Genomic DNA, 17,888 nt, shown 5'->3' with positions numbered 1-17,888 from the left:
CGGAATAAGAAGGCCATCGGTTTCCGGGCAGGAGAGCACAAGAAACGCCGTAGTGTTTTGTCACCTTTCATGGAAAGGGGCGCTGGAAGATTACAGCCGGTAGCGCTCCCGACGCCGGATCTTCATCCGATTCCCCGCCGGGCGCCGCCGGCTACAGGGGCGGCAGCGTGAGGAGCAGAACGGCCGCGCCGGCGGCGGCCAGCCCGGCGACCTGCCCGCCCGACAGCCGTTCGCGCAGCGCGGTGACGCCCCACAGCACCGGCACCACCGGATACAGCGACGACAGGACCACCGCGATCACCACGAGCTGGCGCCCGGTGGCGAGCAGGTAGAACGCGAGCGCCGCCGCCGCGACGGTGCCCGTCGCGACCGCCCACGCCGTGGCCCGCGCGCCGGGAAGCAGCGGCGCCCGCGACTCTCCGGCGCGCGGGCGCACGAGCATCGGCGCGATCGTCAGAAGGGCCGTCACGCGCCCGACCGCAACCGGCCACAGGCCCGCATCGCCACCGGCCTGTGCCAGGGCCAGGTACTGGACGCCGATGCCGACGCTCGCCACGAGCCCGTTGACGACCGCCGACCGCACCCGGTCGCGTTCGTCCGTCCGGGACCGGGACACCAGCCATAGGGCGGGCAGGACCACCGCGATCCCCGCCCATGCCATGGCCGACGGCCGGTCTCCGAGAAACGCCACGCCCACCAGGATCGGAAGGGCGACGCCGCCGACGGCGCTCACGGGGACGACCACGCTCATCGTCCCGCTACCGATGCCCCGGTAAAGGAACACCATGGCGATTCCGGTCCCGATTCCGGACGGCGCGCCCCACGCGACGGCGGGCCACGCGAATTCCCGCACGGGAACGAAAAGGGAGAAGGCGACCGCGCAGGCCAGGCCGCCGGCCTGCCCGAGGAACGCGACCGTGCGGAAGTCCGCCCGCCGCGACAGCAGCCCGCCCGCGACGTCGGCGACGCCGTAGCAGAGCGCCGCCGCGAGGGCGAGGAGCGCGCCCGTCACGACGCGCCCGGCGCGCTCCCCTCGCCGTTCCGTCTCGCACGGGCGTCCCGCTCGGCGAGCGCGTCCCGTTCGGCCTGCCCCACGGGACAGGCGGCCCCGTCGGTGCAGCATCCGCGGTCGCACAGGCGGCACATGACGTCCGCGTCGCCGATCTCGGTGTAGAGGCGGGCCAGGAGCTTGCCGAGCAGGGCGCCCAGCAGGTCGCGCTCGCTCGCGTCGAGGCCGGCCAGCGCGGCGGCGAGCGGCGCGCCGCGCGCGGCGAGCATGGCGCCCACCGCCTCCTCGCCGGCCGGAGTCAGCCGCACCTGGACGCCGCGTCCCGGACCGCGCTCCCGCCGGGCGAGCCCCGCGGCCTCCAGGCCGTCCAGCATGCGGGCGGCGGCGGACTGCGTGAGCCCGACGCGCCGCCCCAGCTCGGTGACGCCGAGACCGGGCGCGTGCGCGAGCACGACGAGCGCCCCCGCGCCGCTGGCGCTCACCCCGGCGGCCCGGGTCGCGCCGGCGAGGGCGAGGTCGGTGACCGCCAGCGAGGCGGCGCCGAGCAGGTTCGCGAGTCGGTCATGCATGACTCATGCATAACAAGCCTCGCAGGACGGCGCAACCCCGGCGGGCGGGGGCCGCAGACCCGCGCGGAGTCGTTTGGCGTGCGCCCCTGAGGGGTAACTGCTGGTCTCGTGCGCCGCACCCGATCTCCTGCGGCGCCGCCCGCAACGGAGGTCGCCGCATGGATCGTGGACCCGCGCCGGTTCCGGCGCCCGCCGGCGAGCGGGACGGGCGGCGGCGCATCCCCCGCACGGACGCGGTGCTCGCCGATCCCCGGCTCGCCGAGGCGGCGGCGCGCCTCGGCCGCGGCGTGGTGAAGGCGGCGGTGGTCGCGGCGCAGCGCCGCGCGCGGGCCGGTGAGATCCCGGCCGGCGCGGTCGCGGACGCGGCGGCCGGCGCGCTGCCGGTCACCGCGGCCGGGCTGCGGCCCGTGGTCAACGCGACCGGCGTGCTGCTGCACACCAACCTCGGGCGCGCCCTCCTGTCGGACGCCGCGCGCGAGGCGATGCTCGTGGCGTCCGGCGCGACCGACGTGGAGCTCGACCTCGCGACCGGCGCCCGGGCGCGGCGCGGCCGGTCCGCGCTGGCCGCGCTGCTGGACGCCGTCCCGGCCGCCGAGGCGGCGCACGTGGTCAACAACGGCGCGGCGGCGCTGGTGCTGGCCGCGACGGCGCTCGCCGGCGACCGCGAGATCATCGTCAGCCGCGGCGAGATGGTGGAGATCGGCGACGGCTTCCGCATCCCGGAGCTGCTCGCCGCCACCGGCGCCCGGCTGCGGGAGGTCGGCACCACCAACCGCACCTCGCCGGACGACTACGCGGCGGCCGTCGGCCCCGGCACCGGCTTCATCCTCAAGGTGCACCCGTCCAACTTCCGCGTCACCGGCTTCACACGTTCGGCGGACGTCGCGGAGCTGACCGGGCTCGGCGTCCCGGTCGTCGCCGACATCGGCTCCGGCCTGCTCGAACCCGAGCCGCTGCTGCCGGACGAGCCCGACGCGGCCACCTGGCTGAAGGCGGGCGCCGACCTCGTCACCGCGAGCGGCGACAAGCTGCTCGGCGGCCCGCAGTGCGGGCTCGTCCTGGGCAAGGAGGAGTACGTGCGGCGGCTGTCGCGTCATCCGCTGGCGCGCGCGCTGCGCGTCGACAAGCTGACGCTCGCCGCGCTGGAGGCCACCGTCCGCGGTCCCCGCACCCCCACCGACGAGGCGCTGCACGCCGACCCGGCGTCGCTGCGCGAACGCGCGCGGCGGCTCGCCGCCCGGCTGCGCGAGGCGGGCGTCGACGCGGCGTCCGTCGACAGCGAGGCCGCCGTGGGCGGCGGCGGCGCGCCGGGCGTCGTCCTGCCGAGCGCGGCGGTCGCGCTGCCCGAACCGTACGCCGCGCGGCTGCGGCGGGGCTCGCCCGCGGTGATGGGGCGCGTCGAGGACGGCCGCTGCCTGCTCGACCTGCGCGCCGTCCCGCCCGGCCAGGACGACGCCGTCGCCCGCGCGGTGGTCTCCGCGGCGGAAGGGCGGTGAGCATGCACGTCGTCGCGACCGCGGGCCACGTCGACCACGGGAAGTCCACGCTCGTCCGCGCGCTGACCGGGATGGAGCCCGACCGGCTGGAGGAGGAGCGGCGCCGCGGCCTCACCATCGAGCTGGGCTTCGCCTGGACCGACCTTCCCGGCGGCGAGCCCGTCGCCTTCGTCGACGTCCCCGGCCACGAGCGGTTCGTCGCGACCATGCTCGCCGGCGTCGGGCCCGTCCCCGCCGCGATGGTCGTCGTCGCCGCCGACCAGGGCTGGCAGCGGCAGTCGCAGGAGCACCTCGCGGTGCTCGGCGCGCTCGGCGTCCGGCACGGCCTGCTCGCCGTCACCCGCCGCGACCTCACCGACGCCGCGACCGCCGCGCGCGTCCGCGACGACGCGCTGGAGCGGATCGCCGCCACCTCCCTCGGCGAGGTCGCCGCGGTCGAGGTCAGCGGCGCCACCGGGCAGGGCCTGGACGCCCTGCGCGCCGCGCTGGGCGACCTCGCCGCCGCGCTGCCCGAGCCCGACCGGACCGCCGACGTCCGGCTGTGGATCGACCGGGTCTTCACCGTCCAGGGCCGCGGCACCGTCGTGACCGGCACGCTCGGCGCCGGCACCCTCCGCGTCGGCGACCGGCTCGAGGCCGGCGGCGAGACCGTCCGGGTCCGCGGCCTGCAGAGCCTCAAGCGGCAGTACGACGAGGTCGGCGCCGTCGCCCGCGTCGCCGTCAACCTGCACGGCGGCGCCGGCGCGCTCCGCCGCGGCGACGCGCTGCTCACCCCCGGACGGTGGCTCCCCACCGAACTCGTCGACGTCCGGCTGCACGGCGACCCCGCGCGCGACCTGCCGCGGCGGCTCGTCCTGCACGCCGGCTCCGCGGCGGTCCCGGTGCACGTCCGCGCCCTCGGCGAGGACACCGCGCGGCTCGCGCTGCAGCGGCCCCTGCCGCTGCGCGCCGGAGACGCCGCCCTGCTGCGCGACCCCGGCCGGCACCGCGTCCCGGCCGGGGTCGCGGTGCTCGACGTGCGGCCCGAGCCGTTCACCCGGCGCGGCGCCGCCGCCGCGCGGGCCCGCGAGCTGGCCGCCATGGGGCCGCGCCCCGACGGCGCCGCCGAGCTGCGCCGCCGCGGCCTCGCCCGCCGCGCCGACCTGATCGCGATGGGGGTGCCGCCGCCGTCCGAACCCGTCGCGGGGGACTGGCTCGCCGACCCCGGCCACTGGGACGGCCTGCGCCGCCGCCTGCGCGACGCCGTCGAAGAGCACGCCAGGACGCACCCGACCGACCCCGGCCTGCCCGCGGAGGCCGCCCGCCGCGCGCTCGGCCTGCCCGACCGCGCCCTCGTCGAAGCGCTCGCCACCGGCCTGCACCGCCGGGACGGCCGGCTCTACGGCACCGCCACCGCCCCCGAACTGCCGCCCCATGTCCGCCGGGCCGTCGACGCCGTCCGCCGCGACCTGGCCGGCGCCCCGTTCAACGCCCCCGACGCGGGCCGGCTCGCCGAACTCGGCCTCACCCCGAAGCTGATCGCCGCCGCCGCCGCGGCCGGCGCGCTGCTCAAGGTCGCCGACGGGATCGTGCTCCTGCCGGGCGCCGACGCCGAGGTCGCCGCGCTGCTGGCCAAGCTCGACCCGCCGTTCACCCTCAGCGAGGCGCGCCGCGCGCTCGGCACCACGCGCCGCGTCGCCGTCCCGCTGCTGGAGCACCTCGACGACCAGGGCTACACCGTCCGCGTGGACGACCTGCGCCGGCGCTGCACAGAGAGGACCTCATGACCGGTGAACGGCTGACCCGGTACGCGCACGGCGGCGGCTGCGCCTGCAAGATCCCGCCCGGCGAGCTGGAGGACGTGGTCGCGGGCCTCACCGCGAGTCGCGGTGCGGTGCCCGCCGACCCGAACGGCGACCTCCTCATCGGCCTCGACACCGGCGACGACGCCGCCGTCGTCACCCTCCCCGGCGCCCCGGGCGGGCCCGCCGTCGTCGCCACCGCCGACTTCTTCACCCCCGTCGTCGACGACCCGTACGACTGGGGCCGCATCGCCGCCGCGAACGCCCTGTCCGACGTGTACGCCGTCGGCGGCCGCCCGCTCGTCGCGGTGAACCTGCTCGCCTGGCCCCGCGGCGTCCTCCCGTTCGACCTGGCCCGCGAGGTGCTGCGCGGCGGCCTGGACGTCGCCGCCGAGGCCGGCTGCCACGTCGGCGGCGGCCACAGCGTCGACGACCCCGAACCCAAGTACGGCATGGCCGTTACCGGCGTCGCCGACCCCGCCCGCCTGCTCCGCAACGACACCGGCAAGCCCGGCGCGCCGCTCACCCTGACCAAGCCGCTCGGCGTCGGCGTCCTGAACAACCGGCACAAGGCGACCGGCGAGGTCTTCCCGCACGCCGTCGCGTCGATGGCCGCCCTCAACCGCGACGCCTGCGCCGCCGCGCTCGCCGCCGGCGCCGAGTGCGCCACCGACGTCACCGGCTTCGGCCTGCTCGGCCACCTCTACAAGCTGGCCCGGGCGTCCGGCGTCACCGCCGTCGTCGACGCCGCCGCCGTCCCCTACCTAGAGGGCGCCCGCGACGCCGTCCGCGCCGGCCACGTCAGCGGCGGCACCCGCCGCAACCTCGACTGGGTCGCGCCGCACACCGACTTCGGCACGGCCTCCGAGGAGGACCGCCTCCTGCTCGCGGACGCGCAGACCTCCGGCGGCCTCCTCGTCGCCGCCGAACTCCCGAACCACCCCGTCATAGGCGAACTCATCCCCGCCGCCGACCACCCTCTCCTCATCCGCTGACCTGCGGCGAGCCGTCGTGATGACGCGTCCCACGACGGCGCCACGCCGCGGGTGAACGGGGTCCGGGTCAGATCTCGGTGCCGGTCCGGTCGGTGATGCCGGCGCGCTCGCGGTAGGAGCGGACGAGGGCGAGGGCGGCCTCGCCGCGGGGGCGGCGGCCCGGGCGGATGTCGCAGGCGAGGGCCTTGGCCTCCTGGATGTGGGTGTTCGGGTCCAGGGCGAGGTGGAGCAGCTCGTTGGCGGCGTCGCCGCGGCTGTAGCCGTTGGCGCCCCAGTGGTAGGGCAGGCCGATCTGGTGCAGGGTGCGTCCGTCCATCCGCAGCGGGGACATCCGCTCGGTCACCATGACGCGGGCCTCGATGACGCCGCGGGCGCTGACGACGGTGGCCCAGCCGGCGTGTTCGAGACCGCGCTCGGCCGCGAGTTCCGGCGACACCTCGCAGAAGAACTCCGGCTGGAGCTCGGCCAGGTACGGCTGCCAGCGGGACATGCCGCCCGCCGTGTGGTGCTCGGTGAGCCGGTACGTCGTGGTGACGTACGGGAACACCTCGGAGCCGGGCCGGTCGCCGCTCGGCTGGTAGAGGTTCGCGGGATGCGGCTTGATGATCTGCCGGACGGGGTTGCGCTGCTGCCGGTACAGCGGGTTGTCGAACGGCGATTCCTGCGGCTCGTAGTGGGTGGGCAGCGGGCCGTCCATGAGCCCGGCGGGGACGTACAGCCACGCCTTGCCGTCCGCCTGCATGATGAACGGGTCGTTCCCGGCGAGGGCGTCGGGACCGGTCGAGCCGTGCGGCGGCTTGTAGTCCGGCGCCTTGTCGGCGACGAAGTCCGGCACGTCGTGGCCCGTCCACTTGCCCTTCTCTGCGTCCCACCAGACGAGCGCCTTGCGGTCGCTCCACGGGTTGCCGTCGGGGTCGGCGGACGCCCGGTTGTACAGGATGCGGCGGTTCATCGGCCACGCCCAGCCCCATTCGGGCGCCACCCAGCTCTGCTCGCCGCCGGGCTTGCGGCGGGCGGGCTGGTTGACGCCGTCGGCGTAGCAGCCCGCGTAGATCCAGCACCCGCAGGAGGTGGAGCCGTCCGGCTTCAGCTCGGTGTAGGACGAGATCGGGTTCCCGTCGGCGCCGCGGCCGTTGATCTCGGCCAGCACCGCCTCGGCGTCGGGCTCGCCGATGCCGCCGTGCACCGGGTAGTCCCAGGTCAGATCGAGCACCGGCCGGTCCATCTCGTCGGACGACCCGGCGAGCCTCTCCCGGATGATCCGGCCGAGGTGGTATATGAACCACAGCTCGCTGCGCGCGTCCCCGGGCGGTTCGACGGCCTTGTGGTGCCACTGGAGCATGCGCTGGGTGTTGGTGAAGCTGCCGTCCTTCTCGGTGTGCGCGGCGGCGGGCAGGAAGAACACCTCGGTGCCGATGTCCTCGGTGCGCATCTCCCCGGACTCGATCTCGGGGCCGTCCTTCCACCACGTCGCCGACTCGATGAGGGAGAAGTCGCGGACGACGAGCCAGTCGAGGTTCGCCATGCCGAGCCGCTGCATCTTCGCGTTCGCCGACCCGACCGCCGGGTTCTCGCCGAGCAGGAAGTAGCCCTTGCAGGTGCCCTCGATCTGCGCCGTCACGGTCTCGTACGTGCTGTGCGACCCGGTGAGGCGCGGCAGGTAGTCGAAGCAGAAGTCGTTGCCGGCGGTCGCCGCGTCGCCGAAGTAGGACTTCATCAGGCTGACGAAGTAGGAGCGCATCTCGCCCCAGAAGCCCTTCTTCGCGGCCTCCGCGGCGATGAACGCGTCCAGGTTCTCGTTGGCGTGGGCGTGCGGCATCGGGATGTACCCGGGCAGCAGGTTGAACAGCGTCGGGATGTCGGTCGACCCCTGGATGGAGGCGTGGCCGCGCAGCGCCATGATGCCGCCGCCGGGCCGCCCGATGTTGCCGAGCAGCGCCTGGAGGATCGCCGCCGTCCGGATGTACTGGACGCCGACGGTGTGCTGCGTCCAGCCGACCGCGTACGCGAACGCGGTGGTGCGGTCGCGGCCGGAGTTCTCCGTGACCAGCTCGCAGACCTGCAGGAACTGGTCCCGCGGGACGCCGCAGATCCGCTCCACCATCTCCGGGGTGTACCGGGAGAAGTGCCGCTTGAGCACCTGGAACACGCACCTCGGGTGCTCGAGGGACGGGTCGCGGCTCGGGTCGCCCTCGCCGAGCGCCGGGCCGCCGGACCCGGTGGCCTCGCCGTGCCCGGACGTCGACGCCTCGACGCGGTCCTCGTACTCCATGTCGCGCTCGCCGGCGGCGGCCTGCACCTCCAGGCCCTCGTACCGCCACGTGGCCTGCTCGTAGCTGTGGGACTCGGGGTCCAGGCCGGAGAAGACGCCGTCGAGGTCCTCGGTGTCGCGGAAGCCCTCGTCCAGGATCACCGACGCGTTCGTGTACTCCAGCACGTACTCGCGGAAGTACCGCTCGTTCGCCAGGACGTGGTTGATGATCCCGCCGAGGAACGCGATGTCACTGCCCGCGCGGAGCGGGACGTGCAGGTCCGCGAGCGCGCTGGTGCGGGTGAACCGCGGGTCGACGTGCACCAGCTTGGCCCCGCGCGCCTTCGCCTCCATCACCCACTGGAACCCGACCGGATGGCATTCGGCCATGTTCGAGCCCTGGATGACGATGCAGTCGGCGTTCTGCAGGTCCTGCTGGAAGGTGGTCGCGCCGCCGCGTCCGAACGAGGTTCCCAGACTGGGAACGGTGGAGGAGTGTCAAACTCGGGCCTGGTTCTCGATCTGTACGGCGCCGAGCGCGGTGAACAGCTTCTTGATGAGGTAGTTCTCTTCGTTGTCGAGGGTGGCGCCGCCGAGGCTGGCGAACCCGAGGGTGCGCCGCGTCCGGCTCCCGTTCTGCTCCCACTGCCAGCCGTGCCGCCGCGCCGCGATGACGCGGTCGGCGATCATGTCCATGGCGGTGCCGAGGTCGAGCCGCTCCCAATCGGTGCCGTGCGGGCGGCGGTAGAGGACGTGCTGCTCGCGCGCGGACCCGGTCGTCAGCTGGAGGCTCGCGGACCCCTTCGGGCAGAGCCGGCCGCGGCTGACCGGGGAGTCGGGGTCGCCTTCGATCTGGACGACCTTCTCGTCCTTCACGTACACGTTCTGGCCGCAGCCGACCGCGCAGTACGGGCAGACGGACTTGACGACCTGGTCGGCGATGCTCACCCGCGGCTTGAGCCGCTCGCTGACGCCGCTCTTGGCGGCGGCCCCGCGGCCCAGCGGGTCGTCCCCGGTCACCTGCCGGTACACCGGCCACGACCCGATCCACTGGCGGACGCCCATCTCGACCCCCTCACCTCGTCGGGCGCCCTCGTACCCGCGCCCCGCACCCCGAAACACCGGGCGCGGGGCGCGGGACGCGGGCGGGCGGCGGGTCACTTCGCGGCGAAGGCCGCCAGGTTCGTGGAGACGACCTCGGGCCTGCCGTCGTTCTGCGCCGCGGCGGCGGTGAGGACGTCGATGTGCTGGTAGCCGGGAGCGACGACGTCGCCGGGCTGGGGGTCGCGGCCGCCGAGCCCGTCGCCGGCCTCCAGGTTGATGATCGGGTTGGCGGCCGGGCCGTTCGTGTGGACGGCGTCGTCGGCGATGCCGGGGGACGCGGCCAGCGCGATGTCGGTGACCATCCTGGTGGGGAAGTAGTGCTCGGTGAAGTCGAGCGGCTGCTCGGCGAGGCTGCGGGCCAGCTCGCCGATGTCGGTGACCTCCTTGGCGGCGGACGTGAAGGGGGTGCCGTCCTTGGAGGCGGGCACCCCGTCGCCGACGCGGTCGTAGTTCCGCCAGCCGTAGAGCGGGCCGTTCGGCTCGTCCGGGATGGCCTTCTTGTCCGGGCCGAGCAGCTGGGCGAGGCCGCCGAGCCCGATCGAGTCCAGGTCGTTCGGCGCCGGGAACTCCTTGTCGACGATCTTCCCGCCGTCCCAGAACCCGACGCTGGCCTGCATGAACGCCAGCGGCTGGGAGTTGTCGTCGAGGAGCCCGCCGAGCGCCGCCGCGTTGGTGAAGCGGAAGTCCTTCACCGTGGGGGAGCCCTTGACGAACGTCGGGTAGTCCTTGGAGAACAGCAGCCGGTAGGTCGTGTCGGTGTTGAACGAGGACGGCACGTAGGCCGCGAGGTCGGACGGGCCGTCCGGGGCGAGGTCGGCGGCGAGGCCCGCGATCGACAGCAGGTTCATCGTCTCGGTGTTGATCAGCGCCGGGGCCGAGAGCGAGCGCGGGACGACGCCGCTCTCCAGCCCGGCCTGGACCGCGCTCGCGCCGAACTTCAGCAGCGGGATCAGGTCGGTCGGGATCTGGCCGTCCATGCCGGGCAGGCCGGTGCTGATGCGGGTGTCGAGCGCGAAGTAGCCGGAGCACTGGTTGTAGCCCGCGTCTCCGGTGGTGGCGTGGTCCCCGTCGAAGTCCCATTCGGCGAAGAAGGCGGTCAGGATGCCGCCGAGGGAATGGCCGCCGCACAGCATCTTCTGCTTGCGGGCCGTCTGGTCAGGGAGCTCATGGACCATCAGGTCGTACTGGTCGCGGACGGTCTGCTCCAGCCCGACGTTCTGCAGCCATGTCACCTGGTCGTTGGTCTGGTAGCCGGCGAACTTCCGGCCGTCGACCTCCTTCTGCCGGTAGTAGTAGTCGACGGCGAGGTGGACGTCCTTGGCGGCGAGGCCGGCCTGGACCCCGGTGTGGTCCTCCAGGCAGTTGGACCTGCGGTCCAGCGCCCAGAACTCGATGTGCTTCCCGTTCCTCGCGGCGGCCGCGACGGTGTTGCGGGCGACGCTGTCGAAGGCGCCCGCGCCCTCCAGGATGCCGGGCTGCGCGACGAGGATCCTGTCGGCCCGCGCCGACGCCGCGGGGCCGGCGGAGTCCCGGAACCGCAGGTACGACAGCCAGTCGCAGGCCTCCGGGCGCGGGCCCGCCGAGGACGGCAGCGGGACCCGCACCCGCACCATGGTCTCGGTGACGCCGGTGACGGGCGAACCCGTGGCGACCGGCGTCTCGACCCGGTCGGCGGCCGGATCGGCCGCGGGGGCGGCGGCGAGGGCGCGGACGGGGAGCGCCGCCGCGGCGGCGACGAGCGCCGACGCGCCCAGCACGGCGAGCCCGCCGAGCCGGCGCGACGGGCGGCGAACGACGGGGTGGGGTGGTCGCCCCATCACGTTCTCCTTCCGGACGCGGACGGATACGGGGCAACAATGGACGCCGCCCCGCCGCCGCGACAGTCGCCCGCTGACACAATCGCCGGACGGTTCTTGTGCCCCGGACGACAAAAAGCGCGTGGGCCCGGCTCTCGGCCCGGTGCTCAGCCCAGCGCGGCGGCGCGGACCGCGCGGACGAGCTCCGCGAACTCGGCGCGCTCGGCGGGCGACAGCGCCCGCTCGTACACGGCGGCGGCGAGCCGGTCGGTGGCCTCCTCCGCCTCCGCGCGGCGCCCCTTCAGCCCGGAGCAGTCGGGGAGGTCGCCGCGCCAGCCGAGGAAGCGCGCCCGGCCCTCGTCGGAGCCGGCGAGCACGGCCTCCAGCGGCGCGAGCCCGGCGGCCGTCGTCGCCACCAGGTGCAGCGCGCCCCGCCACTCCCGCAGCACGTGCACGAGCTGCGCGGTGCGGCCCGGGACGTCGTCGACCAGCGGCTCGGCCCGCCACCCGCAGAACAGCGGCAGCCCGGAGCCCTCGGCGGCGTCGACGACGCGGCCGGCCAGCTCGCACAGCCGCTCGCCGCCGGCGTCGCCGATGTGGTCGCGGCCCCACTGCGCGCACGTCACCGCGTACCGCCGGGCGGCCTCGCGCGCCCCGGCGACCGCGACGCCCTCGTCCCAGAAGAGCCGGACGACCTGCGGCGGGAACCAGCCCATCGCGGCGGCCACCACGTCGGCGTCGACGTCCCCGAGGACGCCGCCGCGGCCCGCGAAGTAGAAGGCGAACGGGTTGTCGTATCCGGTCTGCTTCCCGCGCTCCGGCGTCGCCGGGTCGAGCATCCACGCCGCGCCCACGTCGTGGATGATCCCGTCGGCCGCCCGCACGGTCTCCATCGCGTCCAGCCCGTCCATCGCGCCTCCTCCTCGGCTCGGTAAGCGGGAGGTTACTCCGGCTCGGCGGCGGGGCGCGCGGCGGGGCCGTGCCAGTCCAGGCAGACCACCACGGCGTCGTCGGCGAGGTCGGTGCCCTCGTGGTGCTCGATCAGCTCGCTGATGATGGTCAGCGGCACCTCCACCACGTCCTGCAGGCGGCTGCGGCGGGTCGCCTGCTCCAGCGCGTGCGTGCCGAACTCGCCGCGCGCGGACCGCGCGGAGAACACCCCGTCGCTGACGATGACGAGCCGGTCGCCGGGTTCCAGCCGGAACCGCTGCGGCCGGTACTCGGTGTCGGGGAACATGCCGAGCGGGAGCTGCTGCTCCAGCGGGACGGGCGCCACCTCGGCGCCGCGCATCCGCAGGATCCGCGGCGAGCCCGCGTCGATGACGTGCACCACGCCGTCGGCCAGGTCGATCCGCATGACCAGCGTCTCGGTGAACTCTCGCCCGCCGTAGCGGACGTGCACCATGTCGTTGGCCAGGCTCGCCTGCTCGCCGATGTCGGCGCCGGACCGGCGCGCGTTGCGCAGCGCCCCGACCGTCAGCGACGTCAGCAGCGCCGCCTGGATGCCGGTGCCCGACCCGTTGGTGACGCTCAGCGCGAGGTGGTCGTGCTCGGCGGACCAGTCGAAGTTGTCGCCGCCGATCGAGTAGGCGGGCTCCAGGTGCCCGGCCAGGGCGTAGCCGTCCCCGGTGCAGGCGTGCCCGGGCAGCAGCTGCCACTGCAGCTCGGCGGCGAGCGTGAGCCGCTGGCTGCGCCGGGCCCGCTCGTACCGGTCGGTGTGGTTCCAGGCGACCCGCAGCGCCGACCCGAACACCGCGCCGATCTCCGCGAGCTCGGCCAGCTCGCCGTCGTCCCAGCCGCCGCCCGACGACCCGAACTCCAGGACGCCGAGCCGCTCGCCCCGCGCGGTGACCGGCGAGTACACCCGGGCGTCCATGCCGTCCGGCCGCTTGGAGCCGCCGCCGGGGACGGGCTCGACGACGGGCCGCCGGGAGACGAACGCGCGTCCCGCCGCGGAGCCGTGGATCCTGACCGGCGCGGCCGGCTCCCCTCCGGCCGGCCGCGCCGGTGCGGTGGGGAAGGGCTCGACCGGGAGCAGGAGGCGCGAGTGGTAGTCGTTCACCAGGAGGCGTGCGCCGCGGATCCGGGGGAGCTCCCGTTGGAGGAGGGCGGCCAGCGTCTCCGGGAGCGCATGCGCCGGGGCGGTGCGCAGCGCCCGTTCGACCTCGGCCGCGCGGCCGTGCGTGCTCATTGCGACCCCATCTCGTTGTCCGGGCCGTCACCTCCCGGGGGCATGGTCCCCCCGCGGCTCGTCCGGACCGGGACGGACGACGCAGGGGAAGACTGCCAAAAAGCTTGCCACATGGCAAATACTTGATGTCGAGGAGCACCCGAATTCCCTCCGGTACCTCGCGGGCGGCGCGGGCGGCGGGCGGCGCGGGCGGGAAGCGGGGCGCGGGCGGCGGCGTCAGGCCGTCCGCGAGTCGAGCGCCTCGGACGCGCCCGCGTCCTGCCGCTCGCGCGCCATGTCGAACTCGGTGAGCGCGTCGATCAGCCGCCCCCGGGACGCGGGCGACAGCTGCGCGAGGACCTCGCGCACCGCCGCCCGGCGGCGCCGGGTCAGCTCCGAGTGCAGCCGCTCGCCCTGCTTGCTCAGCCGGACGAGGATCTCCCGCCGGTCGGCGACCGCGTGCTCCCGCACGACCAGGCCCGCCGCCTCCAGCCGGTCGCACAGCCGGCTCGCGGACGACGGGATCGCGCCGAGCTCCTCGGCCAGCCGGCCGAGGTTCGGCCGGCCGAACCGGGCGATCGCCTCCACGGCGCGCAGCTGGATCGGCGACACCGCCGGCTCCAGGCCCTGGTCGGCGCGGTTCCACAGCAGCGCGGCCGCGCTCAGCACCCGCTCCACGGCGGCGGTGACGTCGTCCGGCACCTCGCCCGTGCCGCCGCCCACCGGTTCCTCCTTCGCCGGGTCGTCGGCCGAGAGCCGCGGTCGTCGCTGAGTCACGCCCCCGCCTTTCTCATGGAGTTCCCTGGCCCCGCCGCCCACGGCACAGGCTCGGGCGTCCCGCCGCGGCGGGACGGAACAGGGCGCGTGGCGGGCGGTAGACCACGATAAACGACGACGCCCGTCAGGGGGCGGAGGCGGACGGGCCGGGCCCCTCGCGCAGCCGCGCGACCAGGTCGCCGAGCGCGTCCTCGGTGCCGGGGTCGTCCCAGGTCCAGAACGGGACGGTGCGCAGGTGCCGGCCCTGCGGGTCGAGCAGCTGACCGGCGAGCTTCACCTGCCACAGCGCGACCGCCCGGTCGGTGATCGTCAGCTGCGGGAAGCGCCGCCGCAGCGCCGTCTCGAACGACTGGACGCGCTCGACCGACCGCAGCCACACGGTGAACAGCACGTTGTCCGACCCGGTCAGCGACGCGCACATCCGGGTCTCGCGGAGCCCGGCGAGCAGCGCCGCGAGCCGCGCCACCTCGTCCGGCGGCGCCGCGCCCCACAGGTACACCGTCACCGGCCAGCCGGACAGGTACCGCGCGACCTCGCACCGGTACATCAGCGCGCCGCCGCCGTGCATCCGGGCGAGGCGGCGCCGCACGGTGGTCGGGCTGAGGCCGGTGCGCTCGGCGAGCCGCGCGACGGGCTGCCGGCAGTCCTCCACCAGCAGCCGCGCGAGCGCCTGGTCCTCGGCGCGCAGCACCCACCCGCCCGGCTCGCCCGGACCGCGCGGGCGGTCGCCCGCCAGCAGGTCCCGCTGCTCGCGGCCGAGCCGGTCGAGCCGCCACCGGCTGCCCTCGGAGTGCAGGGTGGTGGCGATCTGCGTGCGGGTCGCGGCGACGCCGTCCAGCCGGCCGAGCCGGAAGCCGACATAGCGGGCGAGCTCCGCGTTGTCGCGGACCACCACGGTCATGAGCAGGTCCCGGCCGCCGGTGACGTGCTCCAGGTTGAACACGTGCGGGTCCTCGGCGATCTCCGCGGCCACCGCGTGCAGCCGGCCCGGCACGCAGTCGATCTCGATGAACGCCACCACCGGGGTCAGCCAGTCGACCGCGGCCGGGAAGCACGCCAGCCAGGCCAGCCCCGCCCCGGTCAGCCGCGCCCAGCGGCGCGCGGCGGTGGAGGCGTCCGCGCCGATCGCGGCGCCGATCCGCCGCCAGTCGGCGCGCGGAGCGGTCTGCAGCGCGGTGACGAGCAGGTGGTCGAGCTCGTCGAGGGTGGTCGATGTCGGCATCCGGGCGGCCTCTCGCGGTGGATACCGGCAGAAGCCGGGCGGAAAGGGTCCGCTTCCGCACCATACCCCCATGTCTGTCTGTGACGATGCCGCTGACCTGCGGGAAGAACTGACCGAGCTGCGCCGCGCCCTGCACCGGGAGCCCGAGATCGGCCTCGACCTGCCGCGCACCCAGGAGAAGGTCCTCGCCGCGCTGGACGGGCTGCCGCTGGAGATCACCACCGGTGAGCGCCTCAGCTCGGTCACCGCCGTGCTGCGGGGCGGCGCCGCCCGCGCGGACGGCCGCCGCCCCGCCGTGCTGCTGCGCGGCGACATGGACGCGCTCCCCGTCCAGGAGGACACCGGCCTCGACTACGCCTCGCGGATCCCCGGCCGCATGCACGCCTGCGGGCACGACCTGCACGTCGCGGGCCTCGTCGGCGCCGCGAGGCTGCTCGCCGCGCGCCGCGCCGAGCTGGCCGGCGACGTGGTGCTGATGTTCCAGCCCGGCGAGGAGGGGATGGGCGGCGCCGAGATCATGATCGACGAGGGGGTGCTGGACGCGGCCGGGGAGGGCGCCGTCGCCGCCTATGCCCTGCACGTCTTCTCCACCGGACTGCCGCAGGGCACGATCGTCAGCCGGAGCGGGACGGCGATGGCCGCGTCCGACGCCGTCCACGTGGTCGTCCGCGGCAAGGGCGGGCACGGCTCGTCCCCGCACGGCGCCAAGGACCCGGTGCCGGCGCTCGCCGCGATGGTCGGCGCGCTCCAGACGATGGTCACCCGCGAGCTGGACATCTTCGACCCCGCCGTCGTCACCGTCGGCTCGATCCACGCCGGGACGGCCGGGAACGTCATCCCCGAGACCGCGTCGATGGACGTCACCGTGCGGTCGTTCTCCGAGGAGGCCCACCGCAGGGTCCGCGCGGGCGTCGAGCGGACCGTGCGCGGGATCGCCGCCGCCCACGGCGTCGAGGCCGACATCGACTACGCCGAGCAGTACCCCGTCACCGTCAACGCCCCGGACGAGGCCGCGTTCGCGCTCGGCACCGCCCGCGACCTGTTCGGCGGCGCGCGCGTCTTCGACATCCCGCGCCCGATGGCCGGCTCCGAGGACTTCTCGTTCGTCCTCCAGCAGGTCCCCGGCGCGTTCATCGGGCTCGGCGCCTGCCCCGCCGACCGCGAACCGGCCACCGCGCCGATGAACCACTCCCCGCAGGCCGCCTACGACGACGCCGTCCTGCCCGACGCGGCGGCGCTGCTGGCCGAGCTCGCCGTGCGCCGCCTGGCGGACGCGTGACGGCCCCCGCCGCCGGCGCCGCGTCCGGGGCGCCGGACGCGGGCACGCCGGACGCGGGCGCGCCGCCGGTGCGGTCCGTCACCGCCGTGGTCGGGCTGCTGGTGCTGTTCGAGCTGGTCAGCGGGTTCCTGCAGGCCGGGATCGCGCCGATCCTGCCGAGCATCGGCGACACCTTCGGCGTCTCCGACTCCACCGTCGCGCTCGTCGTGTCCGTCCAGCTGCTGTCCGCGGCGGTCTGCGCGCCCGCCCTGGGGCGGCTCGGCGACCTGCACGGCCACCGCCGGATGCTGCGGATCGCGCTGGCCTGCGTCGCGGCCGGCTCGGTGCTCTGCGCGGTCGCACCCGCCTTCCCGGTGCTGCTGCTCGGGCGCCTCCTGCAGGGCCCGCTCGTCGCACTGCTGCCGCTGGAGATCGCGCTGATCCGCGACCGGCTCCCCGTCGGCCCGGCCCGCCGCGCGATCGCCCGGCTGGTCGGCGCGCTGACCCTCGGCGGCCTGCTCGGCGCCGTCGGGATGGGCGCGGCGGGCAAGGTCTTCGGCGACGTTCGGATCGCCCTCGCCGTCCCCGCCGTGCTCGCGCTGGCGTGCGTGGCCGTCTCGATGGTCGCGATCCCCGAGTCGGTGACCCGCGCCGCCGGACGGGTCGACCGGCCCGGCGTCGTGCTGCTCGGCCTCGCCGTCCTGGGGCTGCTCGCCGGGGTGTCGTCGGCCGGCGACCACGGCTGGCTGAGCGCGCGCGTCCTGGTCCCCACCCTGGCGGGCCTGGTCCTGCTCGGCGCCTGGACGCTCGTCGAGCTGCGCACCGCCGAGCCGCTCGTGGACCTGCGCGCCATGGCGGGACGGCACGTCGCGCCGTTCTACTTCGCCTCGTTCGCGTTCGGCGTGGTCTACTTCGGAGGCCAGTCCCCGAACGCCACCTTCTTCGCCACCGACCGGGACGAGGCCGGCTACGGCTTCGGGCTGTCCTCGCTGTCGATCGCGCTCGCCACGCTGCCCGCCATGATCGCCAGCATCGCGGGCTCCGCGTGCGCCGCCCGGATCGCCGCGAAGGTCGGCTACCGCACCGCGCTGATCGGCTCGTTCCTGCTGGTCGGCGTCGGGTTCGTCGCGTTCGCGGCGGCGCACGGCGCGCTGTGGGGAGTGGTCGCCGAGCTGACCCTGATGGGCCTCGGGATGGGCACCGCGCTCGGTGCGATGCCCACGGTGATCGCCGAGGCGTCCGACCCGTCCCGGACGGGCGTCGCCACCGCCGTCTACAACAACGTCAAGACGGTCGGCGGCGCGGTCGCGGGCGGGCTGTTCGGGACGCTGCTCGCCGCGCCCGCCGGCCGGGACGACCCCGGCGAGGGCGGCTACGTCGCGGTCTGGCTGATCGGTGCCGCGTTCGCACTGGTGGCGGCGCTGCTCGCGGCGGCGGCCCGCAGGCGCGAGGTCTGACGC

13 protein-coding genes are annotated in these 17,888 nt (G+C 75.4%); 5 read left to right on the top strand and 8 right to left on the bottom strand.

Translation table 11 applies throughout. The features are described from left to right. Window positions 1-151: 151 nt before the first annotated feature. Both J4557_RS37970 and J4557_RS37965 read right to left on the bottom strand, forming a co-directional pair. Window positions 152-1,012 (bottom strand): EamA family transporter, encoded by an 861-nt coding sequence (locus tag J4557_RS37970; RefSeq protein WP_208271637.1) that lies wholly within the window; start codon window positions 1,010-1,012, stop codon window positions 152-154. Beyond that, the gene (locus J4557_RS37965; RefSeq protein WP_208271636.1) at window positions 1,009-1,578 is read right to left on the bottom strand and encodes a MarR family winged helix-turn-helix transcriptional regulator; all 570 of its coding nucleotides are present in this window, start codon (window positions 1,576-1,578) and stop codon (window positions 1,009-1,011) included. Before J4557_RS37965 ends, J4557_RS37970 begins: the two co-directional genes overlap by 4 nt. Window positions 1,579-1,736: 158 nt before the next feature. On the opposite strand from J4557_RS37965, the gene selA reads away from it, so the two are divergent. Genes selA through selD form a run of 3 tightly spaced genes read left to right on the top strand, consistent with a single transcriptional unit; the run spans window position 1,737 to window position 5,850 of the window. Next, window positions 1,737-3,074 (top strand): L-seryl-tRNA(Sec) selenium transferase, encoded by a 1,338-nt coding sequence (gene selA / locus J4557_RS37960; protein WP_208271635.1) that lies wholly within the window; start codon window positions 1,737-1,739, stop codon window positions 3,072-3,074. 2 nt (window positions 3,075-3,076) lie between these two features. Then, window positions 3,077-4,840, top strand: coding sequence for a SelB domain-containing protein (locus J4557_RS37955; protein ID WP_208271691.1), 1,764 nt, complete (start codon window positions 3,077-3,079; stop codon window positions 4,838-4,840). Continuing rightward, a complete protein-coding gene (gene selD, locus J4557_RS37950; protein ID WP_208271634.1) occupies window positions 4,837-5,850 on the top strand; it encodes a selenide, water dikinase SelD in 1,014 nt (337 codons plus the stop codon). Before J4557_RS37955 ends, selD begins: the two co-directional genes overlap by 4 nt. Before the next feature lie 67 nt (window positions 5,851-5,917). On the opposite strand, the gene fdh is transcribed toward selD, so the two are convergent. The 6 genes from fdh to J4557_RS37920 all read right to left on the bottom strand — a co-directional run bounded on the left by fdh (window position 5,918) and on the right by J4557_RS37920 (window position 15,170). Continuing rightward, a complete protein-coding gene (gene fdh, locus J4557_RS37945) occupies window positions 5,918-9,166 on the bottom strand; it encodes a formate dehydrogenase (protein WP_208271633.1) in 3,249 nt (1,082 codons plus the stop codon). Between the two features lie 92 nt (window positions 9,167-9,258). Then, complete coding sequence (locus tag J4557_RS37940; RefSeq protein ID WP_243776990.1) at window positions 9,259-11,022, bottom strand: hypothetical protein; 1,764 nt, start codon at window positions 11,020-11,022, stop codon at window positions 9,259-9,261. A gap of 146 nt (window positions 11,023-11,168) precedes the next feature. Further along, window positions 11,169-11,912 (bottom strand): SCO6745 family protein, encoded by a 744-nt coding sequence (locus J4557_RS37935; protein WP_208271632.1) that lies wholly within the window; start codon window positions 11,910-11,912, stop codon window positions 11,169-11,171. Window positions 11,913-11,944: 32 nt separating this feature from the next. Next, window positions 11,945-13,192, bottom strand: coding sequence for a PP2C family protein-serine/threonine phosphatase (locus J4557_RS37930; RefSeq protein WP_208271631.1), 1,248 nt, complete (start codon window positions 13,190-13,192; stop codon window positions 11,945-11,947). 216 nt (window positions 13,193-13,408) lie between these two features. After that, window positions 13,409-13,948 carry a MarR family winged helix-turn-helix transcriptional regulator gene (locus J4557_RS37925; RefSeq protein WP_208271630.1) on the bottom strand — a complete coding sequence of 180 codons (540 nt, stop codon included), beginning with the start codon at window positions 13,946-13,948 and terminating at the stop codon, window positions 13,409-13,411. Window positions 13,949-14,072: 124 nt separating this feature from the next. Further along, complete coding sequence (locus J4557_RS37920; RefSeq protein ID WP_208271629.1) at window positions 14,073-15,170, bottom strand: Lrp/AsnC family transcriptional regulator; 1,098 nt, start codon at window positions 15,168-15,170, stop codon at window positions 14,073-14,075. Between the two features lie 70 nt (window positions 15,171-15,240). Here J4557_RS37920 and J4557_RS37915 point away from each other — a divergent pair, with 70 nt between their 5' ends. Both J4557_RS37915 and J4557_RS37910 read left to right on the top strand, forming a co-directional pair. Next, a complete protein-coding gene (locus tag J4557_RS37915; RefSeq protein WP_208271628.1) occupies window positions 15,241-16,449 on the top strand; it encodes a M20 metallopeptidase family protein in 1,209 nt (402 codons plus the stop codon). Beyond that, window positions 16,446-17,885: an MFS transporter gene (locus J4557_RS37910; RefSeq protein WP_307800442.1), complete on the top strand. Its 1,440-nt coding sequence runs from the start codon at window positions 16,446-16,448 to the stop codon at window positions 17,883-17,885. Before J4557_RS37915 ends, J4557_RS37910 begins: the two co-directional genes overlap by 4 nt. The last annotated feature ends 3 nt before the right edge of the window (window positions 17,886-17,888 follow it).

It is taken from the genome of Actinomadura nitritigenes (assembly GCF_017573545.1).
Lineage (GTDB): Bacteria > Actinomycetota > Actinomycetes > Streptosporangiales > Streptosporangiaceae > Spirillospora > Spirillospora nitritigenes.
The sequence above is the reverse complement of the archived record's forward strand: the minus strand, read 5'-3'. Positions and strand labels throughout refer to the sequence as shown.

Excerpts from the sequence above, each read along its gene's own strand:
- J4557_RS37955 (WP_208271691.1), top strand. The coding sequence starts at position 3,077 with ATGCACGTCGTCGCGACCGCGGGCCACGTCGACCACGGGAAGTCCACG.
- J4557_RS37930 (WP_208271631.1), bottom strand. The coding sequence starts at position 13,192 with ATGAGCACGCACGGCCGCGCGGCCGAGGTCGAACGGGCGCTGCGCACC.
- selD (WP_208271634.1), top strand. The coding sequence starts at position 4,837 with ATGACCGGTGAACGGCTGACCCGGTACGCGCACGGCGGCGGCTGCGCC.
- J4557_RS37965 (WP_208271636.1), bottom strand. The coding sequence starts at position 1,578 with ATGCATGACCGACTCGCGAACCTGCTCGGCGCCGCCTCGCTGGCGGTC.
- selA (WP_208271635.1), top strand. The coding sequence starts at position 1,737 with ATGGATCGTGGACCCGCGCCGGTTCCGGCGCCCGCCGGCGAGCGGGAC.
- J4557_RS37940 (WP_243776990.1), bottom strand. The coding sequence starts at position 11,022 with ATGGGGCGACCACCCCACCCCGTCGTTCGCCGCCCGTCGCGCCGGCTC.
- J4557_RS37935 (WP_208271632.1), bottom strand. The coding sequence starts at position 11,912 with ATGGACGGGCTGGACGCGATGGAGACCGTGCGGGCGGCCGACGGGATC.
- J4557_RS37915 (WP_208271628.1), top strand. The coding sequence starts at position 15,241 with ATGTCTGTCTGTGACGATGCCGCTGACCTGCGGGAAGAACTGACCGAG.
- J4557_RS37920 (WP_208271629.1), bottom strand. The coding sequence starts at position 15,170 with ATGCCGACATCGACCACCCTCGACGAGCTCGACCACCTGCTCGTCACC.